General features: G+C 73.7%; 16 protein-coding genes. 7 read left to right on the forward strand and 9 right to left on the reverse strand.

What is annotated here, in order from left to right:
• Positions 1-171: 171 nt before the first annotated feature.
• The 5 genes from ACFSJS_RS00960 to arfA all read left to right on the forward strand — a co-directional run bounded on the left by ACFSJS_RS00960 (position 172) and on the right by arfA (position 6,339).
• Positions 172-1,524 carry an extracellular solute-binding protein gene (locus ACFSJS_RS00960; RefSeq protein ID WP_380895605.1) on the forward strand — a complete coding sequence of 451 codons (1,353 nt, stop codon included), beginning with the start codon at positions 172-174 and terminating at the stop codon, positions 1,522-1,524.
• On the forward strand, positions 1,521-2,483 hold the full coding sequence (locus ACFSJS_RS00965) for a carbohydrate ABC transporter permease (RefSeq protein WP_380895607.1): 963 nt from the start codon (positions 1,521-1,523) through the stop codon (positions 2,481-2,483). Before ACFSJS_RS00960 ends, ACFSJS_RS00965 begins: the two co-directional genes overlap by 4 nt.
• Positions 2,480-3,421 (forward strand): carbohydrate ABC transporter permease, encoded by a 942-nt coding sequence (locus ACFSJS_RS00970; protein ID WP_380895609.1) that lies wholly within the window; start codon positions 2,480-2,482, stop codon positions 3,419-3,421. Before ACFSJS_RS00965 ends, ACFSJS_RS00970 begins: the two co-directional genes overlap by 4 nt.
• Positions 3,422-3,693: 272 nt before the next feature.
• Complete coding sequence (locus tag ACFSJS_RS00975) at positions 3,694-4,707, forward strand: arabinan endo-1,5-alpha-L-arabinosidase (protein WP_380895610.1); 1,014 nt, start codon at positions 3,694-3,696, stop codon at positions 4,705-4,707.
• A 129-nt stretch (positions 4,708-4,836) separates the two neighbouring features.
• Positions 4,837-6,339, forward strand: a complete 1,503-nt coding sequence (gene arfA / locus ACFSJS_RS00980; RefSeq protein WP_380895611.1) for an arabinosylfuranosidase ArfA — start codon at positions 4,837-4,839, stop codon at positions 6,337-6,339.
• Between the two features lie 67 nt (positions 6,340-6,406).
• Here the strand turns inward: arfA and ACFSJS_RS00985 are convergent, their stop codons facing one another.
• The 8 genes from ACFSJS_RS00985 to ACFSJS_RS01020 form a co-directional block, all read right to left on the reverse strand.
• Positions 6,407-7,564, reverse strand: coding sequence for an aldose epimerase family protein (locus tag ACFSJS_RS00985; protein ID WP_380895613.1), 1,158 nt, complete (start codon positions 7,562-7,564; stop codon positions 6,407-6,409).
• A complete protein-coding gene (gene mmsB, locus ACFSJS_RS00990; protein ID WP_380895615.1) occupies positions 7,561-8,844 on the reverse strand; it encodes a multiple monosaccharide ABC transporter permease in 1,284 nt (427 codons plus the stop codon). Before mmsB ends, ACFSJS_RS00985 begins: the two co-directional genes overlap by 4 nt.
• Positions 8,841-10,406 (reverse strand): multiple monosaccharide ABC transporter ATP-binding protein, encoded by a 1,566-nt coding sequence (gene mmsA, locus ACFSJS_RS00995; RefSeq protein WP_380895617.1) that lies wholly within the window; start codon positions 10,404-10,406, stop codon positions 8,841-8,843. Before mmsA ends, mmsB begins: the two co-directional genes overlap by 4 nt.
• Before the next feature lie 40 nt (positions 10,407-10,446).
• Entirely contained in the window at positions 10,447-11,580 is a 1,134-nt protein-coding gene (gene chvE / locus ACFSJS_RS01000) for a multiple monosaccharide ABC transporter substrate-binding protein (RefSeq protein ID WP_380895618.1), read from the reverse strand.
• Positions 11,581-11,585: 5 nt separating this feature from the next.
• On the reverse strand, positions 11,586-12,581 hold the full coding sequence (locus ACFSJS_RS01005; RefSeq protein ID WP_380895620.1) for a hypothetical protein: 996 nt from the start codon (positions 12,579-12,581) through the stop codon (positions 11,586-11,588).
• 123 nt (positions 12,582-12,704) lie between these two features.
• On the reverse strand, positions 12,705-13,733 hold the full coding sequence (locus tag ACFSJS_RS01010) for a zinc-dependent alcohol dehydrogenase (RefSeq protein WP_380895622.1): 1,029 nt from the start codon (positions 13,731-13,733) through the stop codon (positions 12,705-12,707).
• Positions 13,730-14,890, reverse strand: a complete 1,161-nt coding sequence (locus ACFSJS_RS01015; protein WP_380895624.1) for a mandelate racemase/muconate lactonizing enzyme family protein — start codon at positions 14,888-14,890, stop codon at positions 13,730-13,732. Before ACFSJS_RS01015 ends, ACFSJS_RS01010 begins: the two co-directional genes overlap by 4 nt.
• A 113-nt stretch (positions 14,891-15,003) precedes the next feature.
• Entirely contained in the window at positions 15,004-15,978 is a 975-nt protein-coding gene (locus ACFSJS_RS01020) for an SGNH/GDSL hydrolase family protein (protein WP_380895625.1), read from the reverse strand.
• Between the two features lie 343 nt (positions 15,979-16,321).
• On the opposite strand from ACFSJS_RS01020, the gene ACFSJS_RS01025 reads away from it, so the two are divergent.
• Both ACFSJS_RS01025 and ACFSJS_RS01030 read left to right on the forward strand, forming a co-directional pair.
• On the forward strand, positions 16,322-16,816 hold the full coding sequence (locus ACFSJS_RS01025) for a DUF3145 domain-containing protein (protein WP_380895627.1): 495 nt from the start codon (positions 16,322-16,324) through the stop codon (positions 16,814-16,816).
• A 63-nt stretch (positions 16,817-16,879) separates the two neighbouring features.
• A complete protein-coding gene (locus tag ACFSJS_RS01030; protein ID WP_380895629.1) occupies positions 16,880-17,821 on the forward strand; it encodes an NAD(P)-dependent oxidoreductase in 942 nt (313 codons plus the stop codon).
• Here the strand turns inward: ACFSJS_RS01030 and ACFSJS_RS01035 are convergent.
• Positions 17,758-18,426: a TetR/AcrR family transcriptional regulator gene (locus tag ACFSJS_RS01035; RefSeq protein WP_380895631.1), complete on the reverse strand. Its 669-nt coding sequence runs from the start codon at positions 18,424-18,426 to the stop codon at positions 17,758-17,760. The two genes, ACFSJS_RS01030 and ACFSJS_RS01035, sit on opposite strands and share 64 nt — an antisense overlap.
• Positions 18,427-18,555: the final 129 nt, after the last annotated feature.

An 18,555-nucleotide genomic window follows, 5' to 3' on the forward strand; every position in this document is an offset into this window, starting at 1 on the left:
CGTGTTCGCCTCCCCCTGCCTCCTCCGCGCCCGCGCCGCGCCGCGGGCCGGGCGGCTCCCGTCCCGGCGCGGCGGTTTCTGCGCAAACCATTGACGCGGCAGGGCTTCGCTCCTACCTTCCCGTTCGGAACTCCGATCGTTATTCGATATTTCGAACGTGGGGTGGAGTGTATGCGTCAGACCCCCCTGCCGGCCCGCGCGCCCGGCCGGCGGCGCCTGCTGGGCGGCATGGCCGCCCTGGCCGCCCTGGCGGCCACCGGCGCGGGAACCGCGGGCTGCGCCGCCCCGGCCGCCGTGGGCGCGGGGCGCACCCGCGTACGGTTCTGGCACCTCTTCGGCGGCGGCGACGGCGTCAGCATGCGGACGATGCTGGACGCCTACCGCGCGGCACACCCGGAGGTCGCCCTGGAGGCCTCCACCCTCCAGTGGGGCGCCCCGTACTACACCAAGCTCGGGATGGCGGGGGCGGGCGGACGCGCCCCCGAGGTCGCCGCCCTGCACCTGGCGCGACTGCCCGGGTTCGGCCCCGGCTCCCTGCTGGACCCCTTCGACACCGGCCTGCTGGCCGAACACGGCGTCACCGAGGAGGACTTCCCCGCCGACCTGTGGCGCCGCGGCCGGATCGGCGGCCGGCAGTACGCCGTCCCGCTCGACACCCACCCGATGGTCCTCTACTACAACACCGACCTCTGCGCGAAGGCCGGACTGCTCGGCCCGGACGGAAGGCTGAAGCCGGTCCGCGGCACCGAGGAGTTCACCGCCGCCCTGCGCGCGGCCGGGAAGGCCACCGGCGGGCCCGGACTGGTCGTGGAGACCCTCGGCGCCGGGACCATCGGCCCCTGGCGGCTGTTCGCCACCTTCTACTCGCAGACCGGCGGCACCCTGCTGGACGAGGGCGCCACCCGCATCACCCTCGACGACACCAGGGCACTGCGGGTGCTGCGCTTCATGCGGCGGCTCACCGACGAGGGCCTGGCCCACCGCCGGGTCGACTACAACGGCACGGTCGGCGTCTTCGGCGGCGGGGAGACGGCCTTCCTCCTCAACGGGGAGTGGGAGGTCGGCACCTTCACCAACCTGGGCCTCCCCTTCTCCATGTCCCGGGTGCCGAACCTGTTCGGCCGCCCCACCGCGCAGGCCGACTCCCACTGCCTCGTCCTGCCCCACCAGCGCGACCGCGGCGGCGAGACCAACGAGGCGGCCCACGCCTTCGTCGCCTGGCTGCTGAGGAACAGCGCCGAGTGGGCCAGGGGCGGCCACGTCCCCGCCTACCTGCCCGTCCTGGAGGAACCCGCCTACCTCGACCTGCACCCGCAGTCGGAGTACCGGTCCGTGATCGACGACGTGGCCCTGGACCCGCCCGCCTGGTTCGCCGGCTCCGCCTCCACGATGTGGATCGAACTCGGCGCCGTCCTCTCCGGGGTCCTGACCGGCTCCCGCACCCCGCAGGGCGCCCTGGCGGAGATGCGGGACCGGCTCCAGGCCCTGCTCGACACCCCCGACCCGCTCGGAGGCGACGCATGACCGCGACCGCGCCCACCGCCCCGGCCCCGCCCCCCGGAACCGCCCCCCGGGCCGCCGCTCCCCGCCCGCCGGCCGTGCGCCGCCGCTGGATCGAGCACGGCCTGGTCTTCACCGCGCCCTTCCTGCTGCTCTACGCCCTCTTCCTGGTCTGGCCGCTGCTGCTGGGCCTGAGGATGAGCCTGGGCGACGACGACATCACCGGCGCCGGCGGCGGCTTCGTCGGCCTGGACAACTACGCCGAGGCGCTGGGCGATCCGGACGTGTGGTCCTCGCTGGGGAACACCGTGTGGTTCACGCTCCTGTCCACCGCGCCGCTGGTGCTGGCCGGCCTGGTCATGGCCCTGCTCGCCCACCACCTGCGGGTGGTGCAGTGGCTGTGGCGGCTGTCGTGGTTCGCGCCGTTCCTGCTGCCCTCGGGCGTGGTCGGCCTGCTGTGGCTGTGGATGATCTACCCCTCCGACTTCGGCCTGGCCGACCTGCTGCTGGGCTCCCTCGGCCTCGACTCCGGGATCGGCTGGCTCACCGACACCCGCTACGCGATGCTCTCGATCGTCCTGACCACCGTGTGGTGGACGGTCGGCTTCAACTTCCTGCTCTACCTCGCCGCGCTCCAGGCCATCCCGCAGCACCTGTACGAGGCGGCCGAACTGGACGGCGCCGGAGCCTGGCACCGGCTGCGGCACATCACCGTGCCGATGCTCGGCCGCACCACGGGGGTCGTGGTCATCCTCCAGCTCCTGGCCTCGCTGAAGATCTTCGACCAGGTCTACATCATGACCGGCGGCGGCCCCGACGAGAGCACCCGCCCGATCCTGCAGTACGTCTACGAGGCCGGCTTCACCGGTTACCGCATCGGCTACGCCTCGGCCGTCTCCTACGTCTTCTTCGCCCTGATCGTGGTCGTCTCGCTGGTCCACCTGCGGATGACCCGCCGCTTCCGTGAGGGGGCCGCCCAATGAGCGCGACCGTGAAGGACGGGCCCGGCGGCCCGGCGACCGCACCGCCCGCCGCGCGGGGCACCGCCCGCGCGCGCACCGCCCGGCGGCCCTCCGGACCGGGCGGCGGCCGCCGCCCGCGCTGGACCCCGGGGCGCGCCGCGGTGTTCGCCGCGGCCCTCGTCCTGGCGGCGCTGTGGGTGCTGCCGCTGGCCTGGGCGGTGGCCACCTCGCTCAAGCCCGAGAACGAGACGACGCGGACCTCGCTGGAGTGGGTCGGCTCGCGCCTCACCTTCGAGGCGTACGAGAAGGTGTGGGCCTCCGGCGACCTGGCCCAGTGGATGCTCAACTCCGCCTACGTCTCGGTCGTGACGACCGCGCTGACCGTGCTGACCTGCGCCATGGCCGCCTACGGCTTCTCCCGCACGGAGTTCCGCGGCCGGAAGGCGCTCTACGGGCTGGTGATGGCGGGGATCATGGTGCCGCCGCAGGTGCTCATCGCCCCGCTGTTCGCCGAGATGGTCGCCCTGGGACTGGTCGACACCTACTGGGGCGTGATCCTGCCCCAGGTCGCCGTCCCCGCCATGGTGTTCATCCTGGTGAAGTTCTTCGAGGGGGTGCCGCGCGAGCTGGAGGAGGCCGCCCACGTCGACGGCGCCGGGCGCTGGCGGGTGTTCTGGACGGTCGTGCTGCCGCTGTCGCGGCCGGTGCTGGCCGCCGTCGCCATCTTCACCTTCATCCAGACCTGGAACAACTTCCTGTGGCCGTTCCTGGTCACCACCGATCCGAACGCGATGACGCTGCCGGTCGGCCTGGTCAACGTCCAGTCCACCTACGGCGCCCGCTACGCCCAGGTGATGGCCTCCCTGGTGATCGCCGGACTGCCGCTGCTGCTGGTCTTCGCCCTCTTCCAGCGGCAGATCGTCCGCGGCGTGGCCCACACCGGACTGGCGGGGCAGTGACGGCGCCCCGCACCCGCCGGCGCGGGCGGTCCTCACCGGCTCGTCCGCGGCGGTGAGGCCGTACCCGCCGCGTCCGGGCCGGAGGACCTCCCCCTCCGTCACGCCCCCCGCCGCCGCGGAGCCGGACCCCCGCCGCCGCGGAGCCGGACCCCCGGCCGCCCGGCGGACCCGAGGGCCGCCGCGGATCCCGCCGATCCCTCCGACCGCAACGGAAAGGGAGACCAAGGAGCCGTGTGCTCCGAGCGATTGCCGAGAATGTCCGAAGGAGGAACATGAACGATCGAACGAGACATCCGCACAGGCCCGCCGGGACCGGTCCGCGCCGCTCCCCGGTCGCGCTGGCCGCCGTCCTCCTGGGCCTGCTCGTCGCCCTGGTCCCCGGCAGCGCGCACGCCTACCCGCTCCCCGGCCGGGTCACCGGTGACGTCTCCGTCCACGACCCGTCGATGATCCGCCTCGACGACGGCCGGTACGTCCTGTACTCCACCCACGACGGGCCCCAGGCCCGGATCTCCACCGACCGGGTCCGCTTCACCCACGCCGGCCCGGCCTTCCCCGACCCGCCCTCCTGGTGGGCCGGGTACTCGCCCGAGCGCAGCCCCTGGGCGCCCGACATCTCCAAGCACAACGGCCGGTACTGGCTGTACTACTCGCTCTCCACCTTCGGCTCCAGCCACTCCGCCATCGGCGTGGCCACCAGCACCAGCGGCCTGCCCGGCACCTGGACCGACCGCGGCATCGTGCACTCCACCACCTCGAACTCCGGCTACAACGCCATCGACCCCAACCTCTTCGTCGACGACGACGGGACGTGGTGGCTGACCTTCGGCTCCTGGTGGTCGGGGATCAAGACGATCCGGCTCGACCCGGCCACCGGCAAGCAGCACGCCGGCGACCGGACCCTGTACTCCGTCGCCGCCCGCAACCCCACGAGCAACGGCATCGAGGGGCCGACGCTGATCAAGCGCGGCGGCCACTACTACCTCTTCGCCTCCTTCGACAAGTGCTGTGCCGGCACCGACAGCACCTACAGCATCCGCGTGGGCCGCTCCACCAGCCCCACCGGACCGTTCCGCGACCGCCGCGGAGTGGACATGCGGAACAACGGCGGCACGGTCGTGCTGGAGACCCACGGCCGCGTCATCGGCCCCGGCGGCCAGTCCGTCCTCGCCGACACCGACGGCGACCTGCTCGTCTACCACTACTACGACGGGGGCAACAACGGCTCGCCCACCCTCGGCATCAACCTGATGCGCTGGGACGCGGGCTGGCCGGTGGCCCACTGACGACCCGCCGGCCGCGGGCGGCCACCCCGCCCGCCCGCGGCCGGCGCCACCCTCCCCACCCCTTCGCGGACCCCGCGGGCCCACGCCGCCGCGGACCCCGCCCCGAACCGCCCCGGACGGAAGGAATCCATGAGCACCACCGCACGGTTCACCCTCGACCCCGCCTTCACCGTCGGCGAGGTCGACCCCCGGCTGTTCGGCTCCTTCGTGGAGCACCTCGGCCGCTGCGTCTACACGGGCGTCTTCGAACCCGGACACCCGTCCGCCGACGAGCAGGGCCTGCGCACCGACGTGCTGGAGCTGGTCCGCGAGCTGGGCGTGACCGCCATCCGCTACCCCGGCGGCAACTTCGTCTCCGGCTACCGCTGGGAGGACGGCGTCGGCCCCGCCGAGCAGCGCCCCCGCCGGCTCGACGCCGCCTGGCGCTCGGTGGAGACCAACCGCTTCGGGCTGTCGGAGTACATCGACTTCGTGCGCAAGGTCGGGGGCGAGCCGATGATGGCCGTCAACCTCGGCACCCGCGGCGTCCAGGAGGCCCGGGACCTGCTGGAGTACGCCAACCACCCCGGCGGCACCGCCCTGTCCGACCTGCGCGCCGCCCACGGCGACAAGGAGCCCTACGGCATCCGGCTGTGGTGCCTGGGCAACGAGATGGACGGCCCCTGGCAGACCGGCCACAAGACCGCCGCCGAGTACGGCCGGCTGGCCGCCGAGACCGCCCGCGCCATGCGGCAGCTCGACGACTCCCTCGAACTGGTCGCCTGCGGCAGCTCCTCCCAGGCGATGGACACCTTCGCCGCCTGGGAGGCCACCGTCCTGGCCGAGACCTACGACCTGGTGGACCACATCTCCCTGCACGCCTACTACGAGGAGGTCGACGGCGACCGCGACTCCTTCCTGGCCTCGGCCGTGGACATGGAGTCCTTCATCGAGAACGTCGTCGCCACCTGCGACCACGTCGGGGCCCGGCTGAAGTCGCCCAAGCGCATCAACCTCTCCTTCGACGAGTGGAACGTCTGGTACCAGCGGCGCTTCCAGGCCGCGCCCCTGCCCGACTGGGAGGAGGCGCCCCGGCTGCTGGAGGACAACTACACCGTCACCGACGCCGTGGTCTTCGGCTCCCTGCTGATCGCGCTGCTGCGCCACGCCGACCGGGTCACCGTCGCCTGCCTGGCGCAGCTCGTCAACGTCATCGCCCCGATCATGACCGAGCCCGGCGGCCCGGCCTGGCGGCAGACCACCTTCTTCCCCTTCGCCCAGGCCTCCCGCCACGGGCGCGGACGGGTCCTGGAGGTACGGGTGCAGTCGCCCACGTACACCACCGCCAAGTACGGCGAGGTCCCGCTGCTGCACGCCACCGCCGTGCGCGACGAGGCCACCGGCGCCGTCACCGTCTTCGCCGTCAACCGCTCCCGGCACGACGCCCTGCCGCTGGAGGTGGACCTGCGCGGCCTCGCCCCGGAGCGCGTGGTGGAGCACAGCGTGCTGGCGGACTCCGACCCCGAGGCGCGCAACACCCTCGCCGAACCCGAGCGGGTCCTCCCGCACGCCGGGGAGGGCACCGAACTGGCCGGCGGGACGCTGCGCGCCGTCCTGGAGCCGATGTCGTGGAACATGATCCGGCTCGCCTGACGCAGCCGGGGACGGCGGCGGGGGCGGTCCGTCCGGACCGCCCCCGCCGCGCGTGCCCCCCGCGCCCCTACTGCGTGGAGAAGGAGTGCACGGTGGTGCTCCGGTACGTCCGGCCCGGGCGCAGCACGGTGGTGGGGAAGGCCGGCTGGTTGGGGGAGTCGGGGAAGTGCTGGGTCTCCAGGCAGAACCCGTCGCCCTGCCGGTAGACCCGCCCCGAGGTGCCCTCCAGGGTGCCGTCGAGGAAGTTGCCGCTGTAGAACTGCACGCCCGGCTCGGTGGTGGCGATCCTCATCACCCGGCCCGAGACGGGCTCGGTGACGGTGACGGCGTGCTCGGGTCCGGCCGTGATGCCCTTGTCCAGCACGAGGTTGTGGTCGTACCCCTGGGCGTACAGGACCTGCCGGTGCGCCTCGCGGAGGTCCAGCCCGATCGGCTTGCCCCGGCGGAAGTCGAACGGCGTGCCCGCGACCCGCGCGAGCTCCCCGGTCGGGATCAGCGTCTCGCCGACCGGGGTGTAGCGGGAGGCGGCCACCTGGAGGACGTGGTCCGAGACGCTGCCGCTGCCCTCGCCGGCGAGGTTGAAGTACGTGTGGTTGGTGAGGTTGACGACGGTGGGCCTGTCCGTCGTGGCCTCGTAGTCGATCCGGAAGCTCCCGTGCCGGTCCAGCGTGTACTCCACCCGGACCTCCAGCGTCCCGGGGAAGCCCATCTCGCCGTCGGGGCTGGTGCGGGCGAGGACCAGGCCGACCTCGCCGCGCCGGGAGAACGGCTCGACCCGCCACACCTGGGCGTGGAACCCCCGGTCGCCGCCGTGCAGGCAGTGCCCGTTGTCGTTGCGCGGCAGTTCGTGCACCCGCCCGTCGAGCGTGAGGCGCCCGTCCGCGATGCGGTTGCCGTAGCGGCCGATGAGCGCGCCGAAGTACGGGGAGCGCTCCACGTAGGAGTCCAGGTCGCGGAAGCCGAGGGAGACGTTGTCGTACCGGCCGTCGCGGTCGGGCACCTCCAGCGACTGCACGATCCCGCCGTAGGAGAGCACCGCCAGGCGGGTGCCGCCGTTCTCCAGCGTCCACAGGTCCACCGCGGTGCCGTCCGCCAGTTCCCCGAACCGCCTGCGCCGCGGCCCGTCCGCCTCCCCGGCGGCGTGCGCGGTCCCCGGCCCCACGGCCGCGGCGGCCACACCCGCCGCGGCGGCCGCCGTGATCACTGCGCGCCTGCTGGTGCTCACGATCCCACCTTCCTCTTGTTCCAGACGTCGAATCCCACCGCCGCCAGCAGGACCAGGCCCTTGATGACCTGCTGGTAGTCGGTGCCGATGCCCACCAGGGACATCCCGTTGTTGAGCACCCCGAGCACCAGACCGCCGATGACGGCACCCAGCACGGTACCCACACCGCCGCTCATCGAGGCACCGCCGATGAACGCCGCGGCGATCGCCTCCAGTTCGAAGTTGACGCCCGCCTGCGGGGTGCCGGCGTTCAGCCGCGCGGCGTACACGCAGCCCGCCAGCGCCGCCAGCACGCCCATGGTGACGAAGACCAGGAAGGTCACCTTCCGGTCCTGTACGCCCGACAGCTTGGCCGCCGCCCGGTTGCCGCCCAGGGCGTACACGTGGCGGCCGACGACGGCGTTGCGCATCACGAAGCCCAGCCCGACCAGGATGGCGCACATGATCAGCAGCACCACCGGGACGCCCCGGTAGCTGGCCAGGGTGAGGGTGAACGCCACCACCGCCGCCACGATCGCGCCGCACTTGAGGAGGAACAGGTTCAACGGCAGCACCTCCAGTTCGTACGCCAGCTGCCGCCGCCGGTCGCGCCACTCCTGCACCAGCACCACCGCCACCACGACCACGCCGATCAGCACCGTCAGGTCGTGGTAGTTCGACAGCGGGCCGCCCTCGGGCAGGAAGCCCTGGCTGATCTCCTGGAAGCCGCGCGGGAAGGGCGCCAGGGACTGGCCCTCCAGCAGGATCTGGGTGCCGCCCCGGAACAGCAGCATCCCCGCCAGTGTCACGATGAACGACGGGATGCCGACGTAGGCGATCCAGAAGCCCTGCCAGGCGCCCGCCAGCGCGCCGATCAGCAGCGAGCAGGCCAGCGCGGCGGGCCAGGCCATGCCGTACTCGACCATCATCACGGCCGCCGCCGCGCCGACGAAGGCGGCCAGCGAACCGACGGACAGGTCGATGTGCCCGGCGATGATCACCATCATCATGCCCATGGCCAGGATCAGGATGTAGCTGTTCTGCTGGACGATGTTGGACACGTTGACGGGCTTGAGGAGGTTGCCGTCGGTCCACACCTGGAACAGCACCACGATCAGTGCCAGCGCGACGAGCATCCCGTACTGCCGCGTGTTGGCGCGCACGGTGCGCGCCAGCAGCGCCCAGGCCGCCCCCGGCCGGCCCGTACCGCCTCCGCCCCCGTCGGGGCCGTCCTCGGCCGTCCTGCCCGGAAGGCCCCCGCCCGCGGGGGTCCTTCCCCCGGTGATCGTGTCGTCGCTCATCGCGCGCCCCGGCTCCCGTCCTCGGTCATGTAACGCATCAGCACTTCCTGGCTCGCGTCCTCGCGGGCCACCTCGCCGGTCAGCCGTCCGGCCGCCATGGTGTAGATCCGGTCGCACATCCCCAGCAGCTCCGGGAGCTCCGAGGAGATCATCAGCACCGCCTTGCCCTGCGCGGCGAGCCGGTCGACGACGGTGTAGATCTCGTACTTCGCCCCGACGTCGATGCCGCGCGTGGGCTCGTCGAGGATCAGCACCTCGGGGTCGGTGTGGATCCACCGGCCGAGCACGACCTTCTGCTGGTTGCCGCCGCTGAGCCGCCCCACCTGCTCCAGGACGGTCGGGGTCCTGATCCGCAACGACGTCCGGAAGTGCTCGGCGACCCGCCGCTCCCGGTGCTCGTCCACCACCCCGGCGCGGGCCAGCTTCGGCAGCGAGGCCAGGGAGACGTTGCGGCTGACGGTGTCGATCAGGTTCAGCCCGTAGGTCTTGCGGTCCTCGGTGACGTACGCCAGACCGCGGGCGATGGCGGCGGGCACGGTGCGGGTGTCGGCCTCCTCGCCGCCGATCCGCACCGTGCCGCCGTCGTGGATCCCGTAGGAGCGGCCGAAGACGCTCATGGCCAGCTCGGTGCGGCCCGCCCCCATCAGCCCGGCGATGCCGACGATCTCCCCGCGCCGCACCGTCAGCGACACCCCGTCGACCACCTTGCGCCGGCGGTCGACGGGGTGGCGGACCGTCCAGTCGCGGATCTCCAGCGCCGGCCGCCCGGCGTCCGCGCCCGTGTAGCGGGTGCGTTCGGGGAAGCGGTGGTCCAGGTCGCGGCCCACCATGCCGCGGATGATCCGGTCCTCCGGGAGCGCCGCGGGCGCCTTCGGGGAGGGGCGGACGGGGAGCGTCTCCACCGTCCGGCCGTCGCGCAGCACGGTGACGGTGTCGGCGACGCGGCGGATCTCGCCCAGCTTGTGGGAGATGAGGATGCAGGCGATGCCCTGGGAGCGCAGCTCCGAGATGAGGTCGAGGAGCTTGGCGCTGTCCTCGTCGTTGAGCGCGGCGGTCGGTTCGTCCAGGATCAGCAGCCGCACCTTCTTCGCCAGCGCCTTGGCGATCTCCACCAGCTGCTGCTTGCCCACGCCGATGTCGGCGACCCGGGTCTGCGGGTTCTCGCGCAGCCCGACCTGCCGCATCAGCGCGGCGGCGCGGCGGACGGTCTCGTTCCGGCGGACGATGCCGCGGGAGGCGATCTCGTTGCCCAGGAAGATGTTCTCGGCGATGGAGAGCTGGGGCACCAGCGCCAGTTCCTGGTGGATGATGACGATGCCGCGCCGCTCGCTGGCCCGGACGTCCCGGAAGGCGCACGGCTCGCCCTCGAAGAGGATCTCCCCCTCGTAGCTGCCGTGCGGGTGGACCCCGCTGAGCACCTTCATCAGCGTCGACTTGCCCGCTCCGTTCTCCCCGCAGACCGCGTGGACCTCGCCGGGGCGGACGGTCAGGTCGACCCCGGACAGGGCCCGGACCCCGGGGAAGGTCTTGGTGATCGAGCGCATCTCCAGAACGCTGCTCATGGTCGTCCCCTCCGTGGTGTGGGGCGTGCGTGCGGGCGGGCTACGAGAGCTGGTCGGCCGTGTAGTAGCCCTCGTCCACGAGCAGGTCGGTGGAGGACCTGTCGATGCTGACGGGCTGGAGGAGGTAGGCGGGGACGACCTTGGCGCCGTTGTCGTAGGACTCGGTGTCGTTGACCTCCGGCTCGCCGCCCTTCAGTACGGCGTCGGTCATCTGCACGGCCCGTTCCGCCAGTTCGCGGGTGTCCTTGAAGACGGTCTGCGTCTGCTGCCCGGCGAGGATCGACTTCACGGAGGCCAGCTCGGCGTCCTGCCCGGTGATCACGGGGTAGGGCTTGGCCTCCGTGCCGTAGCCGGCGCTCTTGAGGGCCGAGACGACGCCGATGGAGATGCCGTCGTAGGGGGAGAGGACGGCGTCCAGGCGCTCGCCGCCGTAGTGGCGGCTGAGCAGGTCGTCCATCCGCTTCTGGGCGGTGCCGCCGTCCCAGCGCAGGGTGGTGACCTGGTTCAGCTCCGTCTGGCCGCTGCGCACCACCAGCCGCCCGCCGTCGATGTGGGGCTTCAGCACGCTCATCGCGCCGCGGAAGAAGAAACCGGTGTTGTTGTCGTCCGGCGAGCCGGCGAACAGCTCCAGGTCGAACTTCTCCCCCTTGCCCTCCGCCAGGCCCAGCGCGTCGACGATGTACCGCCCCTGGAGTTCGCCGACCTTGAAGTTGTCGAAGGTGGCGTAGTAGTCGACGGCGTCGGTGCCGCGGATGAGGCGGTCGTAGGCGATGACGGGGATGCCGGCGTCCGCGGCGCGCCGGAGCGCGTTGGTCAGCGACGAGCCGTCGATGGCGGCGATCACCAGCGCCTCGTGGCCCTTGGAGATCATGTTCTCGATCTGCGCGACCTGGTTCTCCACCTTGTCGTCGCCGTACTGGAGGTCGGTCCGGTACCCCTTGGCCTCGAACTGCTCCACCATGTTCTCGCCGTCGGCTATCCACCGCTCGGAGGACTTGGTGGGCATGGCGATGCCGATGGTGCCGCCCTCGGCCCCGCCGCCGTCGTCCCTGCTGCCGCCCTCGGCGTTCTGCCCGCAGGCGGTGAGCGCCAGGGCGAGGGCGGCGCAGGCCCCGGCGGCGGCCCTGGCGGTGCGCCTCCGGGCGCGGGTGCGGGTGGGGATGCGGTCGCGCATGGTGGTCAGTTCCCTTCCGGTGTGCTGCCGGTGTCCTCGGGGAAGCGGTGGAGCGGGCCGGGCAGCCGGGAGCCCCGGGGGGACATCCCGGCGCCGGCGCCCAGCCGGGCCAGCAGGTCCAGGGCGAGCCGCCCGCGGCGGACCCGTTCGCGGGCGGTCTCCACGGTCAGGTCGCGCAGGTGCGCGCCGTAGGGGTAGATGCCGGGGGCCTTGCTGAGGCCGAACTTGAGGTAGATCGGCGCGCCGCGCCGGATCAGCTCGGCGGCGTCGTACATCCGCACGTAGCCGCCGAGGTCGTCGGGGGCCTCCAGGTAGAAGTCCATCGGGGCGCGGCTGACGCGGCGGATCTCGGTCAGGTGCTCCAGGCTCAGGTCGGAGGGCACGTTGATCGAGTCGGCGCCCAGGCGCTCGAAGACGGCGAAGGAGGCGGGGTTGACCGGGCCGATCAGGGCCGAGACCTTGAAGGTGGTGTCGGCGGGCAGGGCGCCGCGCTCCCGCAGCCGGTGGAGGGTCAGCAGCACGCCCTCGTCGGCCACCAGCAGGCAGCGCACGCCGAGTTCGGCGGCGCGCAGGGCGTCCTCCACGCACCCGGCGAGCGCGTCGTGGCCGCGGGCGCGCAGCCCGGCGCCGCCGGAGGAGGTGCGGGTGCCGGCCCCGGTGTCCCAGGTGCCGCGCGGGCCGGTGAACAGGCACAGCTCCGCGCCGTGTTCGGCGCAGGCGCCGACCATCTCGCGGATCTCGGCGTCGGTCAGCATCCACACGCCGCTGCCCTGGCTGATGCGGTGGACGGGGACGTCCAGCGCCTCGGCCTCCTTCAACACGGTGGCCAGCGCCTCCGGCCCCTCCACGGAGGGGATCTCGGTGCGCCAGGTGCCCCCGTCGGGGAAGGCGTGCGGGGATGCGTCGGCGGGGTCGCACGCGGGGCAGGCGTACCCGAGGGAGGCGAGGGCGGCCTCGCCGGGGCGGCGGGGGCCGGAGGGTTCGATGGACGCGTCGGTCACGATGCTCCCAGGTTCGGTGTGTCGTACAGCGTTCGTCGTCGTGGGTGTGGCGCGGGACCGGGGCGGGGCGCGGGCGCCGGCCCCGGTGGGGCGGGCCCGTCCGGCGCCGGACGGGCCCGCCGGTCAGGGGCGCAGCAGGACCTTGCCGACCGCCGGATCGCCGCCGCCGACCAGCGCGACGGCCGCGGCGAACTCCTCCAGCGGCAGCTCGTGGGTGATCAGGGAGGCCGGTGCGAGCAGGCCCGAGGCGAAGGCGCGCACCGCGTGCGCCCAGGCGGCGGGCGGCGCGCCGAAGACGGTCCGGACGGTGATCTGCCCGACGGTCAGGTGGATCGGGTCGATGCCGGCCGCGCCCGGTCCGGGCAGCCCGGTCAGGACCACCCGGCCGCCGCGCCGGGCCAGCAGGCACGAGTCGCGGGCGGTGGTGGGCGCGCCGGCGGTCTCCACCACCAGGTCGTAGCGGCCGCGCACCTCCTCCGCCTCCGCCGGCCCGCGCACCTCGGTGGCGCCCAGGGTCAGCGCCCGCCCGGCGTGCCCGGTCCTGGGGTCCACGACCAGCAGCTCGGCGGGGGAGGAGGCGGCCAGGAACTGGACGGCCAGCAGGCCGAGGGTGCCCGCGCCGACCACCGCCACCCGCTCACCGGGCCGGGGCCCGGCCGCCAGCGCGGCCGCGGCGACCACGGCGGCCGGCTCCAGCAGGGCGGCGGCGCGCAGGTCGGCTCCGTCGTCCAGGACGTGCAGCAGCCGGGCCGGCAGGGTCAGCGTGTCGGCGAAGGCGCCGGGCCGGGTGAACCCGGTCTCGTCGTAGCCGCCGGTGCACAGGCTGCCGGCGCCCTCCCGGCAGCGGTCGCAGACCAGGCAGGCGCGGAACCCCTCGCCCACCACCTTCCGGCCCACCAGCGCCGGGTCGACGCCCTCCCCGGCCTCCTGCACCGTCCCGGACCACTCGTGGCCGGGGACGACCGGGTAGCGGACGTAGCCCTCGGCGCGGGTCCCGGCGTACACCTCCCGGTCGCTGCCGCAGATCCCGGCCGCGTACACCGCCACCCTCACCTCGCCCGGTCCGGGCGGGGTGTACGGCACCTCGGCGAGCCGGTGCGTGCCGGGCCGCTCCACGACGACGGCCCGGCCCGTGCGCGGGGTGCGCGTCATGCCCGTGTCCCGTGCGGGTCCCGCTTCTCCCAGCCCTCGGCCCACAGGTCGAACCGGGCCTGCTGCTGCGGGAACTCCGCCGCCGCGTCGGTGTCCAGCTCCACGCCCAGACCGGGGGCGTCGGGGAGGGCGAAGTAGCCGTCCACGACCTCCGGAGCGCCCTTGACCACCTTCTTGATCTCGGCGTCCGCGAAGTCGTTGAAGTGCTCCAGGATCTTGAAGTTGGGCGTGCAGCCCGCCAGTTGGAGCGAGGCGGCCGTCAGCACCGAGCCGCCGACGTTGTGCGGCGCGACCATCATGTAGTGGGTCTCGGCGGTGGCGGCGAGCTTGCGGGTCTCCAGGATGCCGCCGAGGTGGCCGAGGTCGGGCTGGATGACGTCGGCCGCCTGCGACTCGAACAGCTCGCGGAACTCGATCCGGTCGTGGATGCGCTCGCCGGTGGCGATCGGCATGTCCACCTTCTCGGCCACCTTCGCCAGGGCCTTGAGGTTCTCCGGCGGCACCGGCTCCTCCAGCCAGGCCGGCCGGAACGGCTCCACCTCGCGGGCGATGCGGACGGCGGTGGACGGGCTGAACCGGCCGTGCATCTCCAGCAGCAGCTCGCACTCCGGTCCGATCGCGTCCCGCACCGCCTCCACCAGGGCGACCGAGCGCAGCGTCTCGGCGTGGTCCAGCTCGAAGTGGCCGGTGCCGAAGGGGTCGAGCTTGAGCGCCCGGTAACCGCGCCCGACGACCCTCAGGGCCGCCTCGTGGAACGCCTCGGGGGTGCGTTCGACGGTGTACCAGCCGTTGGCGTACGCCTTGACCCGGTCGGTGACCCTTCCGCCGAGGAGCTGCCAGACGGGTACGCCCAGCGCCTTGCCCTTGATGTCCCAGCAGGCCATCTCCACGACCGCGATGCCGGACATCACGATCTCCCCGGCCCGGCCGTAGTCGCCGTACTTCATGCGGCGCACCAGGTCCTCGACGGCGAAGGGGTCGGAGCCGGCGATGTGGTTGGCCTCGGCCTCCCTCAGGTAGCCGATCAGCGCGTCGGTGTGGCCGAGCATCCGGGTCTCGCCGACCCCGGTGAGCCCCTCGTCGGTGTGGACCTGGACGTAGGTCAGGTTGCGCCACGGGGTACCGACGACATGGGTGCTGATTCCGGTGATGCGCACAGCGGTTGCCCTTCCTCGCCGTTCGATATTTCGTCACACGTTCGAAATGCTGGCGTGAATGTAGTGACGGGCTCCGACCGGCGTCAATGGGGCGGGCGCGGATTCGCGCCCTTTCAGGAGGGCGGGCGCACGGAGGCGACCACGCGGTGGGCGATCCCGGCGAGCCGGCGCTGGCCCTCCCTGCCGGGGTGGAACCAGTCCCAGGTGCTCAGCTCCCGGGCGGTGAAGCGGTAGGCGTGGACCGCCCCGCCGTCGTGGCGGCAGCGCGCGTCGCGTGCGCAGACCTCCGCCAGCGCCGCGTTGTACGCCCGCACCCGCTCGGCCACCTTCCCGCGCCGCTCGGCGGCCGCGGAGCCGGAGGCGTCCGGGGAGGCGCCGCCCAGCATCGACGGGCAGATGCCCAGCTTCCACACCTGGGCGGCCAGCGGGTGGGCGCGGCCCACCGACCACAGCCGCTCCAGGTCCGGCAGGCTGGCGACGAACACCTGCGTACCGGGCGAGGAGGCGCGCAGCACGCGCAGCGCCTCGGCGAAGTCGGCCCGGAACTCCTCCACCGGCGTCATCCGCCCCACGGTCGGCCGGCAGGCGTCGTTCGCCCCGACCAGCACCGTCACCAGGTCCGGCCGCCGGGCCGCGGCCCGGCGGGCCTGGGCGGGCAGCTCGGCCATCAGCGCGCCGGAGCGCGCCAGGTTCCAGCGGGCGCCGGCCGGGACGCCTAGCCGCCGGGCGAGGCTGTCCACCTCCGGGGAGGTGCCGGTGGCCCAGGACGCCTCCGGGCAGTCGGCCAGCAGCGAGCAGGCGTCGAAGGCGCGGGTGATGGAGTCGCCCAGGGCCGCCAGGGAGTCGGGGGAGGTGTCCCACTCCGGCGTGGGGGAGGCAGGGGCGCTGGCGGAGGCGCCCGGGGGGCGCGGCGCGCCGTCACCTCCGCCGTCACCACCACCGCTTCCGCCGCCGCCCGGACCGCCGCACGAGACGGCGAACACGACCAGGGCCACCACCGCGGCCGCGGCCGCGCACGCGGCGCCCAGGAGCCCGCGGTGCCCGGTGCGCCGGGCCCGCGGGGCACCGGACGGGGGGTCTGCCGGCATGTCGTCCTCCCGTCGCTGCTTCCCGTTTCCCGGTGTGACGATGGTTCGGTCGGGTGGGTTGACCGTCGTGGCGGACGGTACGTCACCCCCTGCGCGCCGCGGCACGGTAGCTTTTTCCATGACGGTCCGAAAATGGCCGTCGGACACGGTCGACAGATTACATCGCGTCACTTGCTGTCCCTTTTAGGGAGAATCAGCACGAATAGTGTTTACTGTTCGTAACCTCGGAGGCTGGAGGACATGTGACCGATGGGACGGGACGTCGAGCGGTGATCCGGCGCACGGCCGACAGGGTTTCGGGGCCGCCACGGAAGGTCGCACGCGAACCGCACAGGAGGTCCCGGTGACGACACGTGGAGTTCTGTACATCCACTCCGCGCCCCGCGCGCTGTGTCCGCACGTCGAATGGGCCGTCGCCGGGGTGCTCGGCGCCCGCGTCGGCCTCGACTGGATCAAGCAGCCCGCCGCCCCGGGCACCTGGCGCGCCGAACTGTCCTGGCAGGGCGAACCGGGCACCGCCTCCAAGCTCGCCTCCGCGCTGCGCGGCTGGCGGCTCCTCCGCTTCGAGGTCACCTCCGAACCGTGCGCAAGCGCCGAGGGCGAGCGCTACAGCTCCACCCCCGAGCTGGGCATCTTCCACGCGGTCACCGGCCTGCACGGCGACATCCTCATCCCCGAGGACCGGCTGCGCGCCGCCCTGGACCGCGCCGCGCGCGGCGAGGCGGAGCTGGAGAGCGAGATCGCCAAGCTGCTCGGCAAGCCCTGGGACGACGAGCTGGAGCCCTTCCGCTACGCGGGTGAGGGCGCCCCGGTCCGCTGGCTCCACCAGGTGGTCTGACGGGCGGTCCGGCCGGCCGTGCCGACGGGCCCCGGGAGCGCTCGGGGCCGTAGCCTCCCGGGCATGACCACTCCGACCACTTCGACCACCCCGCCGGCCCCCGCGGCGTCCGTGGCGGTCCTCGGCACCGGGATCATGGGCGCGGCGATGGCCCGCAGCCTGCTGCGCGCCGGGCTGGAGGTCCGCGCCTGGAACCGCACCCGCTCCCGCGCCGAGCCGCTGGCGGCCGACGGCGCGCTCGTCACCGGCGACGCCGCCGAGGCGGTCCGGGGCGCCGACGCGGTGCTCACCATGGTCCACGACGCCCGGGCCGTCCTGGAGGCCGTGCGGGCCGCCGCGCCCGGGCTGCGGCCCGGCGCCGTCTGGCTCCAGAGCACCACCGTCGGCCCCGGCGACCTCCCGGCCCTGACCGCCCTCGCCCGCGAGCACGGGCTGCGCTACGTGGACGCCCCCGTCCTCGGCACCCGCAAGCCGGCCGAGGACGGGCAGCTGACGGTGCTGGCCGCGGGCCCCCGCGAGGTGCGCGGCGCACTCGCCCCCGTGCTGGACGCCGTCGGCTCGCGCACCTCGTGGGTCGGCGACGAGCCGGGCGCCGCGACCCGGCTCAAACTCGTCTGCAACTCCTGGGTGCTCACCGTCACCCACGGCGTCGCCGAGGCGCTCGCCCTGGCCGAGGGCCTGGGCGTCGACCCGCAGGACTTCCTGGACGCGGTCGCCGGCGGCCCGCTCGACATGGGCTACCTGCGGGCCAAGGCGGCCCTGATCCGCTCCGGCGACCTCACGGCGAGCTTCGCCGTGCGCACCGCCGAGAAGGACGCCCGCCTCATCCTCGCGGCGGCCGGCGGGGCCGGGGTGCGCATGGACGTGACGGCGGCGGGCGCCGAGCGCTTCCGCCGCGCCGCCGAGCAGGGCCACGGCGACGAGGACATGGCCGCCTCGTACTACGCGGGCTTCGCCGCCGGCCCGCCGGAGGCGGGGGCCGGGGAGGGCCGGGCGGGGGGCTGAGGCGCGGGCGGCGGCAGCAGCCGGTCCACCGCCCGCCGGGCGCGGTCGGCGGCGGCGGGGTCGCCGTGGAGCTGGAGCGTGTGGTTCAGGCTCATCAGGATCCCGTAGAGCTCGAAGACGACCTGCTCCGCGTCGGTGCCGCGGGGCAGGTCGCCGCGGTCGGCGGCCGCCCGCACGTCCGCCGACAGCCTGCGCCGCCAGGCGCCGAACTGGCGCCGCAGCAGGTCGCGCACGGGTCCGGCGCGGCCGTCGTACTCGAAGGTGGAGCTGACGAAGAGGCAGCCGCCGGGGAACACCCCGCGCTCCAGGTAGGAGATCCAGGCCGCGCAGACCGCGCGCAGCCGCGCCAGCCCCGGCTCGGCGTCCGCCGCGGGGCGCCAGACCTCGCGGTCGAAGACCACCGCCGCCCGCTCCAGGGCGGCGAGCTGGAGCGCCTCCTTGGAGCCGAAGTGCCCCAGCAGGCCGGACTTGCTGATGCCCAGGTCGGCGGCGAGTCGGCCGATCGTCAGGCCCTCCAGGCCCTCCAATGAGGCGAGGGCGACGCTGCGCTCGACGATCCGCTCGCGGGTGCGGCGGGCTTCGGCGGCGGATCGGCGGGGGCTCACGGGCGCCATCGTACGGCGTACCGAGGACCGGACCCCAATAGAGTCCGATCGATCGGTCGCTATAAGGTCCGGGTGTTGACGAGTCGAGGCCGCGCCCGGAGCCGGATCCCGGCCCCCGGCCGCGGCCAG

Origin of the sequence: Streptomyces desertarenae (assembly GCF_042681365.1) — a bacterium.
Taxonomy (GTDB): domain Bacteria; phylum Actinomycetota; class Actinomycetes; order Streptomycetales; family Streptomycetaceae; genus Streptomyces; species Streptomyces desertarenae.